Genomic DNA, 18,860 nt, shown 5'->3' on the forward strand with positions numbered 1-18,860 from the left:
GCCTCTGCTGCGGCGAGCGGGACGAGGCGCTGGACCGCTCCGGGGCTGGCGTCGCCGTGGACCAGACCCTGGGAGAGCGCCGTGTCCGCCGACGCGAACCGGCTCCCTCCGGGCCGGGCCGGCCGGGCTCGTACGTGCCGGTGAGGACGCCCGAGACACCCGGGTCCCGGCCTCGCTGACGCGTAATCAACGTTGCGCTCGCACAAGTGTTTTGGGAGCCTCCGTTCGACTCAGGACTCAAGCGTCGAACGAGCAACGGAGGACTCCCCCCACATGCTGAGAAGTCGAATACGCCGTGCCTGGCTCACGACCGCCGCCGCGGCCACGCTCGCGTTCACCGGCCTCGCGGTGCCCGGTCACGCCGACGACCTCCCGCCGGACGTACCGGACTCCTGGATCCAGGAGCCCCGGGCGACCGAGGGCACCCCCTCACCGGGCCTGGCGGCGCGCGACTGGACCGGCCCCGGCGGCGCCGCCTCGCCCGGCGACTTCACGCTGTCGCCCGGCGCGATGAACGCCGAGACCACGCGGCGGGTCACCCGCCTCGACTCGGTGCTGCCCAAAATGGGCGTGCAGAACCTGCTGGCCGGCGCGAACCGCGACGCCCGGCCGTGGTGCTCGCGCGATCCGTTCGGCACCGCACCGGACCCCGATCTCAAGTACTGCCTGCAGAACGACGACTCCGTCTCGCGAGAATGGGTCCCGCAGGGCTTCACGGGCGTCTCCGACGCCAAGGACAACGAGCTGTGGGGCGACGCCGGGAACATCCAGCTCTTCGCCTCCTACGACGGCTGGGACCCGGGCCGGGAGAACGACCCCGACCCGGGCGGCGACTGCACCGCGGGCGAACTGGAGGACAACGACGCCTGCAACCAGAAGGGCGTCCGCGTCACCTTCGTGCAGAGCCGCACCAACCCGGCCACCGGCAGTCCGGAGATCAAGTACCGGCACGTCCTGCTGGGATGGACGTACGTGAACTCGGCCGACCACGTCTCCTTCGACGGACTGCACGCCTCCGAGTATCCGATCCAGAAGGGCGTCCACGCCGGCGGCATCGTCTGGTACGGCAACTACCTCTACCTCGCGGACACCCGTAACGGCCTGCGCGTCTTCGACATGCGCTACATCATGGACCTCAACCCGGACGGCGACGCGAGCACCAACGACCCGATGGGCTCCGACACGGACGGTGTGAAGACCACCGCCAACGTCCAGGACAAGACCAAGGTCGGCCGGCACAACAACGTCTGGTACAGCTTCGGTTACCGCTACGTCATGCCGCAGGTGGCCGCGTGGAGGTTCAAGGCCACCCAGAGCAATCCCAAGGGCTCCTACGCCTGTGTCTCCACCGGTGCCCCGAAGGCCTCGCACATCTCCCTGGACCGCAGCACGGTCCCGGACCGGCTGCTCATGGGTGAGTACTGCCGTCCGCAGAGCGGCTACCCGTCCACGGGGCGCATCGCCTCCTACCCGGTCGCCGACCTGGCCGGGCGCTCGGCCGACGTCCCCGCGCAGGGCTGGGCCAATTACCTGCCGATGACCAGCGGCGGCGCGCAGGGCGCGGTGGCGTACGACGGGACGCTGTACGTGAACCAGTCCGCGGGCACGGACGAGCCGGGCAACCTGTGGCGCTACAAGTGGGACAACGGGCAGTTGGTGCAGGACGGCCAGGCCGTCAAGACCGCCCGCGGCGCCGAGGACCTCTACGTCGAGCGCGGCACGGGACGCCTGTGGTCCGTCTCCGAGCACCGCCCGGGAGTGGCGGCGGACTGCACGGCGAACCCGGACCCCGGTGATCCGGCGGGCACCGACTACTGCCAGCGAGTGCTCTACGCGCACAAGCTGAGTTGGCTCGACGGCCGGCCGTGACCCAGGCGGACCGGTGGGGCGCGGGACGGCACGCGGCCGTTCCGCGCCCTCCCCGGGATGCCGCGGACCCGTTCCCGTAGTCTCCTGCCTGCAGACGTCGGATGCCGTGCGTGGTGCCACGGTGAAGGGAGGGGGCGGCGGTGTTCGCAAGGGGGACGCGGTGGCTCGCGGGCGTCATGACCGTCGCCTGTCTCGTGCTCCTCGGTCCCAGCGCGCCGGTCGGAGCCCTCCTGGCCAGGCCGCTGCCCGTCGGCGCCGCCGACGGCATCGTGCCGAACCGGGTCATGACGTGGAACATCTGCAACCCCTGCGAGGTGAGCAACGTCGACCGGGCGGCGGACATCGCCACCTACGCGCCGCAGGTCATCGGCCTCCAGGAAGCGTGCGTGCGCGACGTCGAGCAGATCCGGGCCTACCTGCGGAGCCTCTACGGGCTGGCGTACCACGTCGAGTACGGAACCGTTCTGCGCAAGCGCGGCCGCTGCGGAGGAACGCCGTGGAACCCGGGAGCCTTCGGGCAGGCGATCCTGTCCGCGTCACCGATGACCGACCGCGTCAGCGTGGAGTACCCCGAGGGCGGTTCCGAGGACCGCGGTTACATGGCGGTCACCACCGTGGTGGGCGGCCACCCGGTGCGGGTCTTCAACACCCATCTCGCCCACCGGCGTCAGCAGCCGGTCCGGGCACACCAGACCGGAGTGCTCGCCGCGGCCGTCGAGCGCCATGAACGCGCCATTGTGCTGGGCGACTTCAACGCCGTACCGGACGCCTCCGAACTCTCCCCGCTGTGGGCACTGGCCGCCGGCTCGGACGCCGAGTGCCGCCCGTCTCCGGCCGCCATCTGTGAGCCGACCACCGACTGGAACAGCCGGTTCGACTACGTCTTCCTGCGCGGCGTCGGCTCGGTCGAACAGCACGTGCACCCCACCGCGTACTCGGACCACCACCTGCTGCACACGGACGTGGTACCGGCCCGGGACGCCTGAACCGGGCAGCGGCTACGACGCGGGCGGGGCCGCCGGCCGGCGGCCGGGTCCGTCGCCGTCGGCGGGAATGCCCAGCCGGTCCGCCACGGTGGTGAGGGCCGCTCCCAGGGGGAGCGAGACCCGGGTGAGGGCGTGCCGGTCACCGCGGGTCGGGTCGCGGTTGACGATCAGCACCGGCTTCCCGGCCCCGGCCGCCTGACGGACGAAGCGCAGCCCGGACATCACCGTCAGCGACGAGCCCAGGACCAGCAGCGAGGCCGCCTCCCGCACCAGCGTCCGGCAGTGCTCCACGCGCCCCGGCGGAACGTTCTCGCCGAAGAAGACGACGTCCGGTTTGAGCACGCCGCCGCAGACCGCGCAGGGCACCACCCGGAAGTCCCCGACCTGTTCGTCGGTGAGGTCGGCGTCACCGTCCGGGTTGATGCCCGCGGCCACCGGGGCGAAGCCCGGATTGGCCTCCTCGAGCCGCCGGGCGAGTTCGCGGCGCGGGCTGAAGGTGCCGCAGGTCAGGCAGACGACGCGGTCCAGGCTGCCGTGGAGTTCCACGACGTCCTCACTGCCGGCCGCCTGGTGCAGGCCGTCGACGTTCTGGGTGATCACGCCCGAGAGCAGGCCCCGCCGTCCGAAAGCGGCCACGGCGCGGTGCCCGGCGTTGGGGCGGGCCCGGCCGAAGGTGCGCCAGCCGAGGTGGCTGCGTGCCCAGTACCGTCGCCGGGCCAGGGGATGGGCGGTGAAGTCCTGGTACGTCATCGGAGTGTGCCGGCTCAGGCTCCCGCCCTCGCCCCGGTAGTCGGGAATGCCCGACTCCGTCGAGATACCGGCACCGCTGAGCACGAGCACCCCGCCGGCTCCCACCGCCTCGGCGACCGGCCGCAGGTCCGTGGTGCCCGGCGGCAGGTCCTCGCCCGGGGTCCAGCTCAGAGTGGGGCGCATGCGCATGCGGCAAGGGTACGTAACGGGCGGCCCGGGCAGAGGCGGTGGTCCGGGCCGCCGTACGAGCGTCAGTCGTCGAGGGCCTCCAGGACGTCCGCGAGATCGACGAACTTGAAGCCGGTGGCCTCCCGGTCGCCGTCCTCCGGGGCCATGTGGCCGTCCTGGACGACGAGCAGGCCGTTCGGGTACCTGGAGCCGAGCGGCTCGGCGAGGGCGTCCGCGCCGTCGCACTCCTCGGAGCCGTCCAGCGCCTCGGACGCCGCGGTCACCCGGAAGCCGCCCTCGTACTCGTGGCCGTCGGACCGTTCGCGGTCGTAGGCGACGAAGGTGTCGTCGCCCTGGCTGGAGGCGAGCAGGTAGCCGTCCCCGTCCTCCTCCTTCAGCAGGGTCAGGCCCTCGACGTCCGCGGACACGCGCTCGCCCCCGAAGCCGGGGTCGTCGCCCGCCACGCACTCGTCGGACGGTGCGTCGTAGCGGGCGGGGACGCCGTACTCGCGGACCTTGTCCTGGAGGACCGGCCTGCCCCTCAGGTCGGCCGGCAGGCGCCAGATGCCGACGTCCTCCTGTCCGGCGAAGAGCGTTCCCGTCTCCGGGTCGACGACCATGCCCTCGACCTGCGGCCCCTCCCCGGGGTCGCCGCAGGGCGTCCATCGTGTGCCGTCGGGCATCCTGAACGCGGCGGGCAGGTCCAGAGTGCGGACCTTCCGGTAGGAAACCGTGCCGCCGCGGGCCGGGGTCAGTTCCAGCAGTGCGACACGGGTGGTCGCGTTCTGGCTGACGACGGCGTACGACCGGCCGGTCGCGGAGTCGGTGTACGTGGCCAGGCCGTACGCCGTGCTCTCCCCGTCGACCTCCTCCTGGGAGGCGGAGAAGATCCACGGCGCGGAGGCGTCCGTGACATCGGTGAGGGGGGCGTCGGGCCGGTCTCCGTCGATGCGGTAGACGCGCAGCTTGTCGCTGCCGCGGTCGCTGACGACGGCCAGGTCCGCGGTGCCGGAGCCCAGGGACACGCCGTGCACCAGGTCGACATTGTTGAAGCGGCCCGGGGCGTGGTCCGGGCCGGGCGCCGCCGGGGCGGGGACCGACTGCACCTCCCGTGCGTCGAGGTCGTAGACCCTGAGGCCGCCCTCCTTCGCCGTGGCGATGACGAGACTGGCGTCGGGGTCGGCGGCGTTGCGCCAGATCGCGGGGTCGTCGGCGTTGGCGTTCCCGCCCTCGTCGTCGTCGAACATCGCCTCGGTCTCGGCGCGGGGGACGACTCCGGGCGGGGCGGCCTGCGCCGCCGCACCCGCCGGGGGAACGGCCGCGACGGCGGCGGCGAACACCAGGGCCGCCGCCACCGCGACGGCACCGGAACAGCGTTTCGGGAACGCGTGCACGAACGGTCTCCTTAGTCGGGGAGCGTATGCGTGACATGCTCACGAAGTCAGGCGGAGGTCCGGCGTCGCGTCGGCCACCCGCCGGCGACGGACGAGCGGCCACGAGGTGAACGGCGCCGCCCACCGCTCTCCACTGCGCGATCGGCCCGTCCCCGGGGCCCCGCCGGACGGTCCGCGCGGGCACGATGGCCGGCCCGGCTTGCTGTACTGCAAGTAACAAGATCAAAGTTGGTCTCCGCCCCTCACAGGCCCCCTTGAGGCGGCTCCCCGCTTCCGCGCACCCGTGACCGCGGGTGCCCGGACGAACACAGAAAGAAGTCGGATGAATCCGTCGTACGACCGTCTCGGGCAGGCGCGCGAGGACTACGAGACCCACCTTCGGACCTGCCGCCAGTGCGAGGCGGACGGCGCGAGGTGCCCGGTGGCCAAACACCTCAGGCGCCTCTACAACAACCTCCTCAGATCGGCGTGACCCGTCAGTCGATCCGCACGACGAACTTGCCCCGCACGCCTCCCGCTTCCAGCGCCCGATGGGCCGCCCCGATCTCCTCGAGCGGGAACACGGTGTCCACGACCGGCCGGATCGCGCCGTCCGTCACACGGGCCGCGAGGTCGTTGAAGAGCGCGGTCCTCGGGTTGCCGCTGAAGAAGCGCACCCGGCGGCGGCCGTGCACGGCACTGGCCAGGAGGTGGCCGAGGGAGGCGGCCGGGCGTTCGATGTCGAAGGCGATGGACACCATGCGGCCGGCGGGAGTGAGCAGCCGGCGGTGCGCCTCGACGTCCTTGCCCACGGTGTCGAGGACCACGTCGTACCGGCCGAGGCCGGCCGGGCCGGTGGCACGGTAGTCGTGGACCTCGTCGGCGCCGAGGTCGCGGACGAGGGCGAGGTTGTCCGCGCGGGCCAGCCCGGTGACGTGCGCTCCCATCGCCCTGCCCAGCTGGACGGCGACATGACCGACGCCGCCCGCGGCGCCGCGTACGAGAAGGCGCTCTCCGGGGCGGAGCCGAGCCTTGTCGCGCAGCGCCGTGATCGCGGTGGTACCCGCGGGCAGCGCCGCCGCCTCGACCAGGTCGAGTCCCTTCGGTACCCGGCCCAGCTGACGCGCGCGGACGGCCACGTACTCGGCGGCGCTGCCGAAGCCGGAGGCCCGGGGCATGATGCCCCACACGCGGTCGCCCACCGCGGGACCGGTGACGGCCGCGCCGAGCGCCACGACCTCCCCGGCGAAGTCGAGTCCCGTCCGCTGGGGGAACTTCCGTCCGGTGACCAGGCGCACGCGGCCCGCGCGGGCCAGCAGCTCACCACCGTTGACGCTGGTCGCCCGGACCCTCACCAGGACCTCACCGGGTCCCGGCGCGGGCTTCGGCGCCTTCCCCACGTAGAGCACCTCGGGACCACCGAAGCGGTCGTACATCGCGGCTCGCATCATCTCGGACACTGTCTGCACCTCGTTCGTCATGGCTCTCGCCGTCGAACGTACGATGCCAAGTGGAAGCTGGCGTCCACTTGTGCCGGAGGTGAGAGGGATCGACGGGAAATCCTCTCGGTTGCGCGCCGACGCGCGGCGCAACCGGCGACAGATCCTCGAAGCCGCCCAGGAGGTCTTCACCCGGGACGGCGTGGACGTGCCGATGTCGGTCATCGCCCGCAGGGCGAAAGTGGGTGTCGCCACGCTCTACCGGCGCTTCCCGACCCGCGACGACCTGGTCCGGGAGGTGTTCGCCGAGCAGGTCGAGGCCTGCACGGCCGCACTGGACGAGGCGCTGGACGACCCCGACCCGTGGCGCGGCTTCTGCCACGTGATCGAGAAGATCTGCGCCTTGCAGGCGGCTGAGCGGGGCTTCACCACCGCCTTCCTCAACGCCTTCCCGGAGCGGGCCGCGGACCATTCCCGCCGCCGCCTGGACGGGGAGCGCGGCTTCGCGACCCTCGTGCGACGGGCGCAGGGAGCCGGGAAGCTGCGGCCGGACTTCCACCCGTCCGACATCACCGTGCTGCTGCTCGCCAACAGCGCGCTGTCCGGGACCCCCGACCCCGGAGCCGCGTCCAGACGGCTCGTCGGTCTGCTCCTCGACGCGTTCCGCGTCGGCCCCGGACGGGCGGCACTGCCGCCGCCGACCGGCCTCGGCCTGACACACCTGCACGCTCCGGCGCAGTGAGTCCCGCGGCCGGCGGAGGGGCGCGGGCTCCTCCCTACCGCGACGGCCGGCCCACCCGGCGCAGAGCCAGCACCGCGTTGTGGCCGCCGAAGCCGAAGGAGTTGCTCAGGACGAGGTCGCCCGCACCCGGCAGGGTCCGCGGCTCGCCGCGTACGAGGTCGAGATCGACCGCGTCGTCGAGCTCGGCGCAGCCGACCGTGGGAGGCACCACCCCGTGGTGCAGCGTGAGCACCGCGGCGACGGCCTCGACTCCGCCCGCGGCGCCCTGGAGGTGTCCCAGGTGGCCCTTGAGCGCCGTGACCGGTACCTCACGTCGCCCCAGCACGCCGCGCACGGCCCGTGCCTCGGCGAGATCGCCGTCGACCGTGGCCGTGGCGTGGGCGTTGACGTGGACGACGTCATCGAGGCGGGCCCCGGCGTCCCCCACCGCCCGCCGCAGCGCGAGAGCGATGCCGTCGCCGGACGGATCCGGCGCCGCGACGTGGTGGGCGTCGGCGGACAGCCCCCAGCCGGCCGCCTCGCAGTAGACGCGCGCCCCGCGGGCACGGGCGTGCTCCTCGGACTCCAGGACGAGTATTCCCGCCCCCTCCGCGTTGACGAAGCCGTCGCGGCCCTTGGCGAACGGGCGCGAGGGCGAACCCGCCGACGGGTCACCCTCGGCCAGTGCCCGCATGGCGGCGAAGGACGCCATGATCGCCGGTGTGACCACCGCCTCGGCACCGCCCGCGAGGGCCACGTCGACCCGGCCGTACCGGATGCGGTCGACGGCCTGCCCGATCGCCTCGGTGCCGGAGGCGCACGCGCTGGTGACGGTGCGCGCCTCGCCGGTGATGTGCAGGTCGAGCGAGACCTGCGAGGCCGCCTGCGAGGGGACCGTCATGGGCGTGGTGAGCGGGGAGACGCCGCGCGGCCCCTTCTCCCGCAGTTTCCGGTCCCCGCCGACGAGCACCGACGCGTCCCCGAGGATGGCGCCGAGGCTCACTCCGACCCGCTCCGGGTCGAGCCCGCTCTCGCGGGTGCCGCCGTCCTGGTAACCGGCGTCGGCCCAGGCCTCGCGCGCGGCCAGCACGGCGAACTGCGCGGCGCGGTTCATCCGGCGCGCCGCCTGCCGGGGCAGCAGCCCGGCCGGGTCCACCGGCACGGTCCCGGCGATCCGCACCGGCAGTCCGTCGAACTCGTCGTCCGCCAACTCCCGTATGCCGTGCCGCCCTTCGAGAAGCCCGTGCCACAACTCGCCGGTGCCCACGCCCAGCGGGGTGACGGCGCCGAGCCCGGTGACGACGACGCGCCGCTCTCCGGCCGCCCGGGCCTCCCGCGCGGGGCGCGGCTCATGCCGTACGACCTCGCCCTCGCGGTCGGCCACGGCGGCCCACCGGCGTACGTCGGTGTCGGTCACGCCGCCGTCCGAGTCCGAGTCCGGGCCCCGGTGCCAGGCGCCCCAGCGCCGGACGTACGTCACCTGCCGGGCCTGCGGATCGACGGCGCGGAGACGGGTCACCCGGTCGCCGTCGTGGAATTCCACGTCGTCGAGGGCGGGCGAGCTCACCAGCGGCACAGCGGACACGTCGAGCCGCCGCCCGGCGACGGTCACCCGCTGCTCGCGCCGCAGCTCCTCCTCGTGGTCCACCCCGCCCAGCGGGGGCCGTAGCGCGACGAGGATCACCTCCGGGGAGGCGGGCTGGGTGTGCGTGACCACGTACCACCGGTTCTCGGCCGCGTCCTCGGGGGACAGGGCGAGCAGATCGCCGGGGACGACCTCGGCGGCGGTGACCGGGTAGGGGCGTATCGGTACTTCAGGCGTTTCGGGGCAGTGGGTCATGTCCGAGCATGCTCTCTTTGGTCCGAACTGTCGTACTGGAAGCGTTTATGAGTGTTCTGTACGAAGTGCGAACCGGCCATTGTTGAACTTAAGACATGTCCGTTTTGTTCCGTTCTACCAGTTGGGTGACGTGTGACACAGGGAGCAAGTCCCATGCGGGACAGGGGAGTTGACCCGTCGGGAGGGCTCTGTGTGAAAGGTCACGAAAACCGTCGTCGGTGAGGGACAGGCCGGTGGACGAGCTCGACCGCCGTCAACGGGCCGGTCGAGGGGTGCCCGGTCGTTCACCTGCCGGAGCGCTGAGCCGTTGCACCGGTCAGGCCTCCGACAAACGGTCCAGCCGCCTGCGATGAGCCGGTGTCAGGTGGAGGCGTTCGGCGGCGAGGTTCTCCTCCAGGTGGTCCTACGGGCTCGTGCTCGCGGTCCAGCAGGTTGTAGCGGTTCTGCACACTGGCGATCCCGACGATCCGGCGGGCCCGCTCGAGTTCGTCGACCGTGACCTCGGACAGCCCGATCCGCCCGATCTTGCCTTCGGCCCGCAGCTCCCGCAGCGCCCCGAGCTGATCGGCGAGGGGCGTATCCGGATCGACGCGGTGCAGCTGAAGCAGCCCGATCCGCTCGACGCGCAGTCGGCGCAGCGCCCGCTCGACCTGCTCCCGCAGCACGGAAGGCCGCCCGTCGAGCTTCCACTCGCCCGACGGCCCCGAGCGGGCGACACCGACCTTGGTGGTGACGAGTAGCCCGTCCGGCCAGGGATGCGGCGCCTCGGCCAGCGGTTCCTCGTTGGCGCCCCCGCCGTACAGATACGCGGTGTCGACGAGCGTGACGCCCAACTCGACGGCCCGCCGGGCCACCGCCACCGAGGCCGCGCGGGCCCGGCCCGGTTCCGTCGGCAGATGCATGGTCCCGAACCCGAGCCTCCGCACGTCCAGGTCCCCGGCGATACGCGACACAGTCGTTGCCACGTGCGGTCCCTCCCTCTCGTCACGGGCCGGGGGCCTCGGGCGGAACGGGAAGGGTCCGTCCCACACGGGTCAGTGGGGACAGGGCCATCAGCGCCGGCGACAGCAGCATGCCCGCCGCGGCGGCCAGCAGGCCGGTGCGCGTCCCCCACGCCTCGGCGAGACACCCGCCGAGCAGCGAGCCGAGCGGGGTCAGCCCCATGCCGACGAAGGTGATCGTCGCGGCGGCGCGTCCTTGCATGCCGTCCGGAGTGACGGCCTGCCTCACGGCCATGACCGTGACGTTCACCAGCTGGCCGAAGGCCCCGAACACCAAGTTGACCGCGACGAGCGCGGGAACCGTCAGGGCGGAACCGCCGTGCAGCGCGGGCACGAGCAGGAAGACGCCGTCACCGATCGCCGCCGCGGACACGAGGACGGCGCCGTGCCCGAAACGGCCGGGCAGCCGGGCGGCCAGCAGTGACCCCAGCAGCGCGCCCGGCCCCGTCGCCGCGAGTGCCAGGCCCATGGCGGTGCCCGACAGGTGCAGTTCCCGTGGCAGATGCAGGAGATAGACGGTCATCACGGCCGAGAAGAAGAGCTGGAACGCGGCCGACGCAAGGCAGACGGCCCGCAACCAGGCGTCGCCCGCGACGAAGCGGAGGCCCTCACGGATGCGCCGCCGGACCCGAGGAGGACCTTCCGGGCGCACCGGGACGGACTCGTGGCGGCCGATCCGCCGGATCGACAGGAACGACAGGGTGAAGAAGACCGCACCAAAAGCGGCGGCGGCCGGAGCCGACAGCACGGACACCAACGCGCCGCCGAGGGCGGGACCGCCGATCTGCGCTGCGGACCGGCTGCCCTCCAGCGCGCTGTTGCCGCGCACCAGCTGGTCGCGCCGCACCAGCCGGACCAGCGACGCCTGGTAGGCCACGTCGAAGAACACGGAGAGAGCCCCTACGGCGAGGGCCACCACGAGCAGCGCCGGCAGACCGAGCCCGCCGAGGAGACCGGCCACGGCGGCCGCGCCCAGCGCCAGCGCCCGGCCCGCGTCCGTCAGGACCATCACCGTGCGGGTCCGCCATCTGTCGACGCACGCGCCCGCGAAGAGCGACAGCAGCAGGACCGGTGCCTGTCCCACCGCGCGCAGGACGCCCAACTGACCGGCACCGGCATCGAGCGTCAGGACGGCGAAGAGCGGCAGAATCACCAGCGTCGCGTGCTCACCCAGCTGGGAGGACGTCTGGCCGAGCCAGAGCATGCGGAAGTCGCCGTCCCGCCACAGACGTGAGGCGGGAGAGGGACCGGAATCGGACGAGGTGGAGGAAGCGCACGGCACGGAGGACCCCTCGGAAGACCGAAGACGAGACCCGCCGACCGGCACACGACAGGAAGAGCCGGCCGATTCGGGCAGCGGGAGAGGAAGGCTCGCTGTGCCGCGTGGTACGAGCAGCACGCGATGACGGGCCGTTCACGGCCTCGAACGTCAACGCGTGCTCGGACGACCGACCATGCTCCGCTCCTCCCGGTCACTCTCGGCGTACACACTAACCCGCCCTCGCCGGTGGCCGCTTGACCTTGAGCGGACTTGAGCTTCTAGGTTCGTTCCAGAGCCGCGGGACCGACCGGTGGCACCGTCCGAGGAGATACGCCATGGCAGAGCGCACGGAACCCATCGAGATCCCCGACCGCTACCGCTACGCCGTGATCCCGCACATCATGGTCGACGACGCGGCCGCCGCGATCGACTTCTACGAGCAGGCGTTCGGCGCCCACGAGGAGTTCAGGATCGAGGCTCCCAGCGGCGGCGTCCTTCATGCAGAGATCACCGTCGGACGCTCGTCCCTGATGCTGGGAGACGCCGGTGCGGGCGGAGCGGAGTTCGGCGACTTCCGCTCGCCGGCCGCGCTCGGCGGAGGCACGTCGGTGACGCTGCACGTCTTCGTGCCGGACGTCGACAGCCTGGCGCGGCGTGCGGAGGCCGCGGGTGCCGAGATCCTCCAGCCGCCGACGGACATGTTCCACGGGGATCGCACCGTGGTCCTCAGAGACCCCTCGGGACACATGTGGGTCTTCCTGACCCATGTCGAGGACGTCTCGGAGGAGGAGCTCATGCGCCGCCTGGCCACCGCCGGATGACCCGCGGTCCCGCATCCGGCACGCCTCGTCCGCGATGACGGCCGGCGAGGCCTCCGCGTCCTCGCCCCGCCCCGCCGGCACCCCGCCCACCAGTGGTGAAGTCGCGCGCGCCGCGGGGGTGTCCCGGGCCGCCGTCTCCTGCGTCCTCAACGACACCGAGGGCGGCCGGGGCAGTGATGCCACCCGGCACAGGGTGCGGGAAGCGGCCCGGCAGCTCGGCGGCGGGCCGCACGCCGTGGCGCGGGCCCCGCGGGCCGGGCGCAGCGGGATCGTGCTGCTCACCGCACCCGCGGTGACCTTGGGGCCGCTGTTCGCGCAGGCCTGCGCCGACCTTCGGCAGGCCCTCGCGGAGGCGGGCCGCACCGCCGTCCTCTACGGACCGGCCGGGGCGAGGGGACCCGCCGCCCCGGAGCGCCGTGCGGCCCGGTGACGAGGGTCAGCGGTCGCTGGGACCGCTCTGGACGGGTTCGGGCAGTGTGAGGGCGGTGTGCGCCGGGCGTCCGGTGGCCGGTGGCGAGGCGGTGAGGGCGCGGAGTCTTGCGTTGCGCCTTTCGAGGGCCGCGGCGGTGGTGGGGAAGAGCGCCGCGTCGCCTTCCGTGACCTGTGCCTGGTTCAGTTCGACGAATCCGCGCAGATCCCTTTCGTAGGCGGCGAAGGCCGCGGTGTGGTCACGGTGCGCGGCCAGCGAGGCGGCGAGCACATAGGCACCGACGAGGGCGAGGCTGGAACCCTGCCCGGTCAGGAACGACGGGGCGTAGGCGGCGTCGCCCACGAGCGCGGTCCGGCCACTGGACCAGCGCGGCATGCGGATCTGGCTCACGGTGTCGAAGAACGGGTCGCTCGCGCGGCGCATGGCGGCGACCATGGCCGGGATCTCCCATCCGGCGTCGGCGAAGGTGGTGGCCACGAGGTCACGCTGGGCCTCGGGGTCGCGGAGCACCTCGTACCCGGGCTCCGGGCCCGCGAAGTTGAGGAAGGCGTGCACCTCGTCGGCGTCCTCGACGGCGTAGAGCGCCGCGGCCCTCCCAGGGGTGTTCCACATGAGCACCTCGTGGGAGAGGCCGAAGGTGTTGGGCATGGTGAAGACGGTGAAGCAGTACCCCAGATAGTGGTGGAACCGCTGCTCGGGGCCGCACACCAGCTCCCGGGTACGGGAGTGCAGCCCGTCCGCGCCCAGGACCAGGTCGAAGCTGCGCCGGACGCCGCTGCGGAAGGTGACGTCGACACCGTGCTCATGCTCCGTGAGCACCTCGACGGAGTCGTCGAACACGAACTCCACCTCGTCACGGACGGCCCCGTACAGGGCCCCGGCCAGATCGCCGCGACGCACCTCGACGTCACGGCCCTCGACACCGCCGGCCACCGCCTGGGGATGCACCACCGCCGCCTCGCCGCCGTCGGCGTCCAGGAAGGTCAACCGGCGCGACTCGACGTGCGCTTCCCGGAGTTGCGGCAGGATCCCCATCCGGCGGGCCACCTCCACCGCGGTGCCCCGCACGTCGACCGGATACCCGCCGGCGCGCAGCCCGGCGGACTTCTCCACCACCGTCACCGCGAATCCGTACCGCCGCAGCCAGAACGCCACGGCGGGACCCGCGATGCTCGCCCCGGAGACCAGGACGGTGCCCTTCGTCGCTGTTCCCATGACCATGTGTCAGCTCTCCTTGCTGTGACGGGATACCGGGATGAGGCGGGCGCCGCTTCGTACGAGCACGAGGGCCAGCACCGCGGCTGCCGCGAACGCGGCGGAAGCGATCGCGAGGTAACTGAACACACCCGTGGCCGAGTTCGTCGTCTCTCCGCCGACGACCACCGACGTGGACTCGAGCACGGCGGCACCCGCGAAGTTCAGCACCACCGACCCCATCGAGACCATGACCATGACCAGGCTGGAGACGATGCCCTGCCGTTCGGGGGGAGCCAGGCTCCCCGCCATGTTGAATCCGGACGTCCCGAGCGCTCCCACCGCGACACCCAGCAGGAAGCCGCAGCAGAGCGCCACGGGAAGCCGTGACACCCCGGCGAACATCCCGACGGTCACCACCGTTCCGAGCAAGATGGCGCCGGCGAGTGTCCGGGCCGGTCCGACGCGTGCGGCGAGCCATCCGGCCGACGGGCCCCCGAGCGTGACGCCGAGTCCCGGCGCCGCGAGGAGCAGCGCCACCGACCCCTGGCCGGCCAGTCCGTAGCCGAGTCTCTGATCCGCCGGCACGTCACCTATGAGGGGGATGAGCTGCAGCACGCTCTGGTACGAACCCGCGGCGAGGAAGACCACGAGGAGCGTGAGCACCAAGGGGCCGCCGAGGTTCCTGACGTCGATCAGAGGGTCGGGCTTCCGGCTGGAGACCAGGAACCACCTGGCCAGTGCCGCCACGCCGCCGACGAGGAGGGCCAGCGGAACAGGGGTGAGCCAGCCGAGGTCCGAGCCGAGACTGACGTAGCCGAGTACGCCGGCGAGACCCCCGCCGAGGAGGAGGGCACCAGCGACGTCGAGCCTGCCCGGCGTCCTGGCCGGGGCCTCCGGGAGGACGTGGTGCACGCAGATTGCCATCGCGGCCGCGACGAGGGCCGACACGAGGAAGAGGATCTGGAAGCCGAACCGCTCGGCCAGGTCCTCGATGACGAAACGCGACGCGATGTTGAGGACCGCGGAGCCGGAGGTCACGATGCCCACGACGATCATCGCGATGCGGGGCGCGCAGAGCCCCCGGACCATCGCCACGGAGAGGAAGACCGTGGCCAGGGCCGCCCCCTGCAGCACGCGTCCCGGCACGAACAGCCAGAGGCCGGGCGTCACGGCACACAGCAGGGCCCCCGCGCAGCTCAGGAGCAGTGCCAGGACCAGCACCCTGCGCCTGCCGTGGAGGTCGGCGGCCTTTCCCAGCAGGGGCGCCCACAGCACACCCGCCAGCATCGCGGTGGCGTTGAGCCACGCCGCCTGGCCGGTGCCGAAATGGTCGAGCATCTCCGGGAGGACGACCAGCGGGGCGGTGATGGCCGAGTCGACCACGAAGTTCACCAGGGCCAGGACGGCCACCAGGCCGACGAGCCGTCCGCTCCACCTCGTGTGCCGTCCGGCGTCCGTACGTGCGGGGTCCGTGCTTCCGGTCCTGCTCTGCTGCATGGCTGGCTCCTTGTCGGAGGTGCTGCCGCGGGCGGTCTCAGACATTGCGGTCACGCAGTGCGGCGCGGGCCGGGAGGGTCACGGCGACGAGTCCGAGGGACACCGCGGCCGCGGCGAACGCGGCGTACAGCAACGGGGGCACGTACGGGAGTTCGCCCGTCAGGCCGCGCATCATCGGGGTCAGCGTGATCATGGCGATGGCGGTGCCCAGGGCCACGCCCGCCGCCGACACCAGCAGGCTTTCCCAGCCCAGCATGCGCATCACCTGGCGGCGGGTGGAGCCGACGAGGCGGAGCGTGGCCAGTTCACGCCGGCGGTCCAGGACCGTCATCACCAGGGTGTTGACGGCGGCGACGGCGGCGAAGCCGCCCAGGACGGCGGCCATCATGTAGTTGGCCCAGGCGCCGAACTCCCGGTCCACGTTCTGCGCGACGGCGTACCCGGAGGCGTCGGTGACCTCGCCGAGCGCGGCGAGCGGACCGGCGTCGCCGCCGCTGACGAGCAGCGTGTCCGCGAAGGCCGACGTGACGTGCCCGTCCAGCGAGGCGCGGTCCATCGTCACCGCGGGCAGGCCCAGGCCGCGGCCGTAGACCGCGACGACTTCCGGGGCGGCCTTCGTGCCGTCGGGGAGGTAGAGCGGCAGCTTGTCGCCGAGCTCGACCTTCGCCGCGGTGGCGAGGGTCTTGTCGATGGCGATGCGGCCCTCACCCACCCGCTCCAGGCTGCCGCCGCGCACGTCCAGGTCCTGCACCTGGGCGAGCCGGGCGCCGGGGCCCGAGACGCCCTGGGCCGCGGTCCCCTGCAGCGACGTCTCGCCGCCGCCCTCGACGGGCACCAGTACCTGCGTGTCGAGCAGGCTCACCGCCGCGTCGACGCCGGGGACGCGGGCGGCCCGGTCGGCGGCGTCGGCGGGCAGGCCCGCCGGGTTCGTGACCACGTGGTCCGCCGTGATGCCTTCGCGGAGCTGCTGCGAGGCCACGTGGCTCTCGCTCGTGTGCATGAAGACGAGCGTCGAGGCGAAGGCCATCGCCAGCACGATCGGCGTGATCGCGGAGGCCAGCCGACGGGCGTTGGTGCGGGAGTTGGCGGCGGCCAGCGACGCGGAGGCGCCGCCGCCGCGCAGCAGCAGGCCGAAGAGCGCCGCGCACAGCCGGGCCAGGACCGGGCCGAGCAGAGCGACGGCCAGCATGAAGAGCATCACGACACCGAGGGAGGCGTTGGCCGCGTCGGAACCGGCGGCGGAGGCGGCGACGCCGGCGAGTGCGGAGCCGCCACCGACCGCGCCCAGCCCGAGGACGGTGCGGACGACTCCCGGCCGCAGCCGCTCCACCGAGGCTTCGGCCAGCGCCTGCCCCGGCCTGGTCTTCGCGGGCCTGCGCCCGGCCGTCCAGCCCGCGCCGAGTGCCGTGAGCAGGCCGACCCCGACGGCGGCGAGCAGCGGAAACCCCGAGACGTGCAGGTCGACCGCCTCCGGGACGGCCCCGCGGTCCTGCATCTGCCCGAACCACCAGTGCGCGAGCCCGATGCCGGGCAGACAGCCGAGCAGCCCGGCGAGCGGGGCGACCAGCAGCGCCTCGGCGGCGACCGCGCGACGGATCTGCCGCGGCGTGGCACCAACGGCACGCAGCAGCGCGAACTCGCGGGAGCGCTGGCCGACGGAGAGGGCGACCGTCCCGGCCGCGGTGAAGACCGCGACCAGGGTCGCGATACCGCCGAAGGAGCCACCGACCGCGAAGAGCGTCTCCTTGGCGTAGGCCAGACCGCGGTCCTCGACCTCGCCGCGGTCGTCACCGGTGAGCACTCGCGCGCCGGAGCCCGTCAGGGACTTCTCGACGGCGGCGGCGAGGTCGCCGGGGCCGGCTCCGTCCTCGGCCGTGACGGCGATGGCGTCGGCCTTGCCGGGGTGCCCCGCCAGCACGGACGCCTCGGCGTCGGCGAACCAGGCCGTGGCCCCGCCCACCCCTTCCTCCGCGGTGTCGCCCGGACCGGCCTCGGCCAGCCCGGACACCCGGAAGCCGGCGCGGCCGTCGGCCGTTTCCAGCGTGATGGTGTCGCCGACGCTGGCCCCCGCCGCGCGGGCCGCGTCGGCGCCGAGGACGACCTCGCCCGTCTGCGGCGCGGCGCCGTCGGTGAGCTCGCTGCCGGTGAAGGTGTGCGCGCCCCAGCCGTGGCCGGTGAGCGCGCTCGACGAGGCGGCGCCCCGGTGCACCGGGAAGGTGAAGTCCGGGACGGCGGTGGCCGCGCCCGGCACCTCGGCGGCCCTCGCCGCCAGCCCCACGTCCACGCGGGCGGTGTCCGGCAGCGGGTACGCGGTCTCCTCGGGGCCGTCGATGGTGTCGGCGACGACCCGCGCCGACTGGTCGGCCGCCACGACGACCGGCGCGTTCGCGTACCGCTCCGCCGGCACCGACGCCCTGAGGCCGGTCTCCAGCAGGACGCCGCAGGCCGCGACGATCAGCGCCGACATCATCAGCGCGACGAACGTGCCCGTGAACGAGGCGGGCTTGAAGCGAACGGCCGCGCGAGCGAGGCCGTTCGGAGTGAACTTGCTCATGCCGCCGCCCCCGCCATCGCCCGGGCACGGCCGGTGAGTGCCGTCATCCGGGCCGCGATCTGCTCCGCCGAGCCGCGCTCGAGGTGGTCGGCGAAGGCGCCGTCGGCGAGGAACAGCACCCGGTCGGCCCAGGCGGCCGCGGCCGGGTCGTGGGTGACCATGACGACGGTGGCGCCGAGGGTGTCCACCGCGTGCCGGAGCAGGCCGAGGACCTCGGCGGCGGTGCCGGTGTCGAGGGCGCCGGTGGGCTCGTCCGCGAACACCACGTCGGGGGCGGTGACCAGGGCGCGGGCGACGGCCACGCGCTGCTGCTGACCGCCGGAGAGCTCACCGGGCCGGCGCCGCGCCTTGTCGGCGAGCCCGACCTGAGCCAGCACTGCCGCGGCACGGGCGCGGTCCTGGCGCTGCCCGGCGAGGCGCATGGGCAGCAGGACGTTCTGTTCCACGGTGAGCGACGGCAGCAGGTTGAACGCCTGGAAGACGAAGCCGAGGCGGCTGCGGCGCAGCTCGGTCAGCTCGTTCTCGCTCATGCCGGTGATCTCCGTACCGCCGAGGCGCACGGAACCAGCCGACGGCCGGTCGAGCCCGGCGGCGCACTGCAGGAAGGTGGACTTGCCGGACCCGGACGGGCCCATGACGGCGGTGAACGTGCCGCGCGGGAGGGCGAGGTCGACTCCCGCCAGCGCGTGCACGGTGCCCGCGCCCCTCCCGTACTGCCGCCGGACCCCGCGCAGTTCGACGGCGAGACCGGGAGTGGCGGCCGGCGCCTCCTCCGGTCGGTCGTCCGCCTTCTGCCTCTTGGTGCTGCGCAGCCTCATCTTCGGCCCTCTCGTGATCTTCCGTGCTGACGGGATCAAGAGTGCGAGGGCGGCTGCGCTCCGGGCGTCATACCCGGGAGCCAACGTGGAGGTGCTACCGCGGTAGGGGGTGGAGGAGGGACGAGGGGCGGAGAC

General features: G+C 73.2%; 14 protein-coding genes and 1 pseudogene. 5 read left to right on the forward strand and 10 right to left on the reverse strand.

All coding sequences use genetic code 11. The annotated features are described in order from the left end of the window. The first annotated feature begins 273 nt into the window (after positions 1–273). On the forward strand, positions 274–1,869 hold the full coding sequence (locus tag ACFW47_RS25230; RefSeq protein ID WP_386307205.1) for a hypothetical protein: 1,596 nt from the start codon (positions 274–276) through the stop codon (positions 1,867–1,869). Between the two features lie 176 nt (positions 1,870–2,045). Beyond that, positions 2,046–2,855 (forward strand): endonuclease/exonuclease/phosphatase family protein, encoded by an 810-nt coding sequence (locus ACFW47_RS25235; RefSeq protein ID WP_386307303.1) that lies wholly within the window; start codon positions 2,046–2,048, stop codon positions 2,853–2,855. A gap of 12 nt (positions 2,856–2,867) precedes the next feature. Here ACFW47_RS25235 and ACFW47_RS25240 read toward each other — a convergent pair whose 3' ends face one another. From ACFW47_RS25240 to ACFW47_RS25250, 3 genes are all read right to left on the reverse strand, one after another. After that, positions 2,868–3,794, reverse strand: coding sequence for an NAD-dependent protein deacetylase (locus tag ACFW47_RS25240; protein ID WP_386307206.1), 927 nt, complete (start codon positions 3,792–3,794; stop codon positions 2,868–2,870). A 62-nt stretch (positions 3,795–3,856) separates the two neighbouring features. Next, positions 3,857–5,167, reverse strand: coding sequence for a phytase (locus ACFW47_RS25245; protein WP_386307207.1), 1,311 nt, complete (start codon positions 5,165–5,167; stop codon positions 3,857–3,859). A 476-nt stretch (positions 5,168–5,643) separates the two neighbouring features. Further along, positions 5,644–6,597, reverse strand: coding sequence for an NAD(P)-dependent alcohol dehydrogenase (locus ACFW47_RS25250; protein WP_386307304.1), 954 nt, complete (start codon positions 6,595–6,597; stop codon positions 5,644–5,646). Between the two features lie 118 nt (positions 6,598–6,715). On the opposite strand from ACFW47_RS25250, the gene ACFW47_RS25255 reads away from it, so the two are divergent. Next, positions 6,716–7,327 carry a TetR/AcrR family transcriptional regulator gene (locus ACFW47_RS25255; RefSeq protein ID WP_386307208.1) on the forward strand — a complete coding sequence of 204 codons (612 nt, stop codon included), beginning with the start codon at positions 6,716–6,718 and terminating at the stop codon, positions 7,325–7,327. 34 nt (positions 7,328–7,361) lie between these two features. Here the strand turns inward: ACFW47_RS25255 and ACFW47_RS25260 are convergent, their stop codons facing one another. The 3 genes and pseudogenes from ACFW47_RS25260 to ACFW47_RS25270 form a co-directional block, all read right to left on the reverse strand. After that, a complete protein-coding gene (locus tag ACFW47_RS25260) occupies positions 7,362–9,146 on the reverse strand; it encodes a beta-ketoacyl-[acyl-carrier-protein] synthase family protein (protein WP_386307209.1) in 1,785 nt (594 codons plus the stop codon). A 404-nt stretch (positions 9,147–9,550) separates the two neighbouring features. Further along, a pseudogene (locus ACFW47_RS25265) lies at positions 9,551–10,111 on the reverse strand (aldo/keto reductase); the annotation flags it as partial. A gap of 19 nt (positions 10,112–10,130) precedes the next feature. Continuing rightward, the gene (locus ACFW47_RS25270; RefSeq protein ID WP_386307211.1) at positions 10,131–11,429 is read right to left on the reverse strand and encodes an MFS transporter; all 1,299 of its coding nucleotides are present in this window, start codon (positions 11,427–11,429) and stop codon (positions 10,131–10,133) included. Positions 11,430–11,743: 314 nt separating this feature from the next. On the opposite strand from ACFW47_RS25270, the gene ACFW47_RS25275 reads away from it, so the two are divergent. Beyond that, the gene (locus ACFW47_RS25275) at positions 11,744–12,229 is read left to right on the forward strand and encodes a VOC family protein (RefSeq protein ID WP_386307212.1); all 486 of its coding nucleotides are present in this window, start codon (positions 11,744–11,746) and stop codon (positions 12,227–12,229) included. Positions 12,230–12,263: 34 nt separating this feature from the next. Next, positions 12,264–12,659 (forward strand): LacI family DNA-binding transcriptional regulator, encoded by a 396-nt coding sequence (locus ACFW47_RS25280; protein WP_386307213.1) that lies wholly within the window; start codon positions 12,264–12,266, stop codon positions 12,657–12,659. 6 nt (positions 12,660–12,665) lie between these two features. Here ACFW47_RS25280 and ACFW47_RS25285 read toward each other — a convergent pair whose 3' ends face one another. The 4 genes from ACFW47_RS25285 to ACFW47_RS25300 are packed head-to-tail and all read right to left on the reverse strand — an operon-like array spanning position 12,666 to position 18,725. After that, positions 12,666–13,880 (reverse strand): FAD-dependent monooxygenase, encoded by a 1,215-nt coding sequence (locus ACFW47_RS25285; protein ID WP_386307214.1) that lies wholly within the window; start codon positions 13,878–13,880, stop codon positions 12,666–12,668. A 3-nt stretch (positions 13,881–13,883) separates the two neighbouring features. After that, on the reverse strand, positions 13,884–15,353 hold the full coding sequence (locus ACFW47_RS25290) for an MFS transporter (RefSeq protein ID WP_386307216.1): 1,470 nt from the start codon (positions 15,351–15,353) through the stop codon (positions 13,884–13,886). A gap of 37 nt (positions 15,354–15,390) precedes the next feature. Then, entirely contained in the window at positions 15,391–17,907 is a 2,517-nt protein-coding gene (locus ACFW47_RS25295; RefSeq protein WP_386307217.1) for an ABC transporter permease, read from the reverse strand. After that, the gene (locus tag ACFW47_RS25300; RefSeq protein WP_386284064.1) at positions 17,904–18,725 is read right to left on the reverse strand and encodes an ABC transporter ATP-binding protein; all 822 of its coding nucleotides are present in this window, start codon (positions 18,723–18,725) and stop codon (positions 17,904–17,906) included. The genes ACFW47_RS25295 and ACFW47_RS25300 overlap by 4 nt, the downstream gene beginning before the upstream one ends. Between the last annotated feature and the right edge of the window lie 135 nt (positions 18,726–18,860).

The sequence above is a fragment of the Streptomyces sp. NPDC058796 genome (assembly GCF_042745235.1).
Classification (GTDB): Bacteria; Actinomycetota; Actinomycetes; order Streptomycetales; family Streptomycetaceae; genus Streptomyces.

Coding starts and splice junctions, on each gene's coding strand:
- ACFW47_RS25230 (WP_386307205.1), top strand. CDS start 274: ATGCTGAGAAGTCGAATACGCCGTGCCTGGCTCACGACCGCCGCCGCG.
- ACFW47_RS25235 (WP_386307303.1), top strand. CDS start 2,046: ATGACCGTCGCCTGTCTCGTGCTCCTCGGTCCCAGCGCGCCGGTCGGA.
- ACFW47_RS25240 (WP_386307206.1), bottom strand. CDS start 3,794: ATGCGCATGCGCCCCACTCTGAGCTGGACCCCGGGCGAGGACCTGCCG.
- ACFW47_RS25250 (WP_386307304.1), bottom strand. CDS start 6,597: ATGATGCGAGCCGCGATGTACGACCGCTTCGGTGGTCCCGAGGTGCTC.
- ACFW47_RS25260 (WP_386307209.1), bottom strand. CDS start 9,146: ATGACCCACTGCCCCGAAACGCCTGAAGTACCGATACGCCCCTACCCG.
- ACFW47_RS25275 (WP_386307212.1), top strand. CDS start 11,744: ATGGCAGAGCGCACGGAACCCATCGAGATCCCCGACCGCTACCGCTAC.
- ACFW47_RS25280 (WP_386307213.1), top strand. CDS start 12,264: ATGACGGCCGGCGAGGCCTCCGCGTCCTCGCCCCGCCCCGCCGGCACC.
- ACFW47_RS25285 (WP_386307214.1), bottom strand. CDS start 13,880: ATGGTCATGGGAACAGCGACGAAGGGCACCGTCCTGGTCTCCGGGGCG.
- ACFW47_RS25290 (WP_386307216.1), bottom strand. CDS start 15,353: ATGCAGCAGAGCAGGACCGGAAGCACGGACCCCGCACGTACGGACGCC.
- ACFW47_RS25295 (WP_386307217.1), bottom strand. CDS start 17,907: ATGAGCAAGTTCACTCCGAACGGCCTCGCTCGCGCGGCCGTTCGCTTC.
- ACFW47_RS25300 (WP_386284064.1), bottom strand. CDS start 18,725: ATGAGGCTGCGCAGCACCAAGAGGCAGAAGGCGGACGACCGACCGGAG.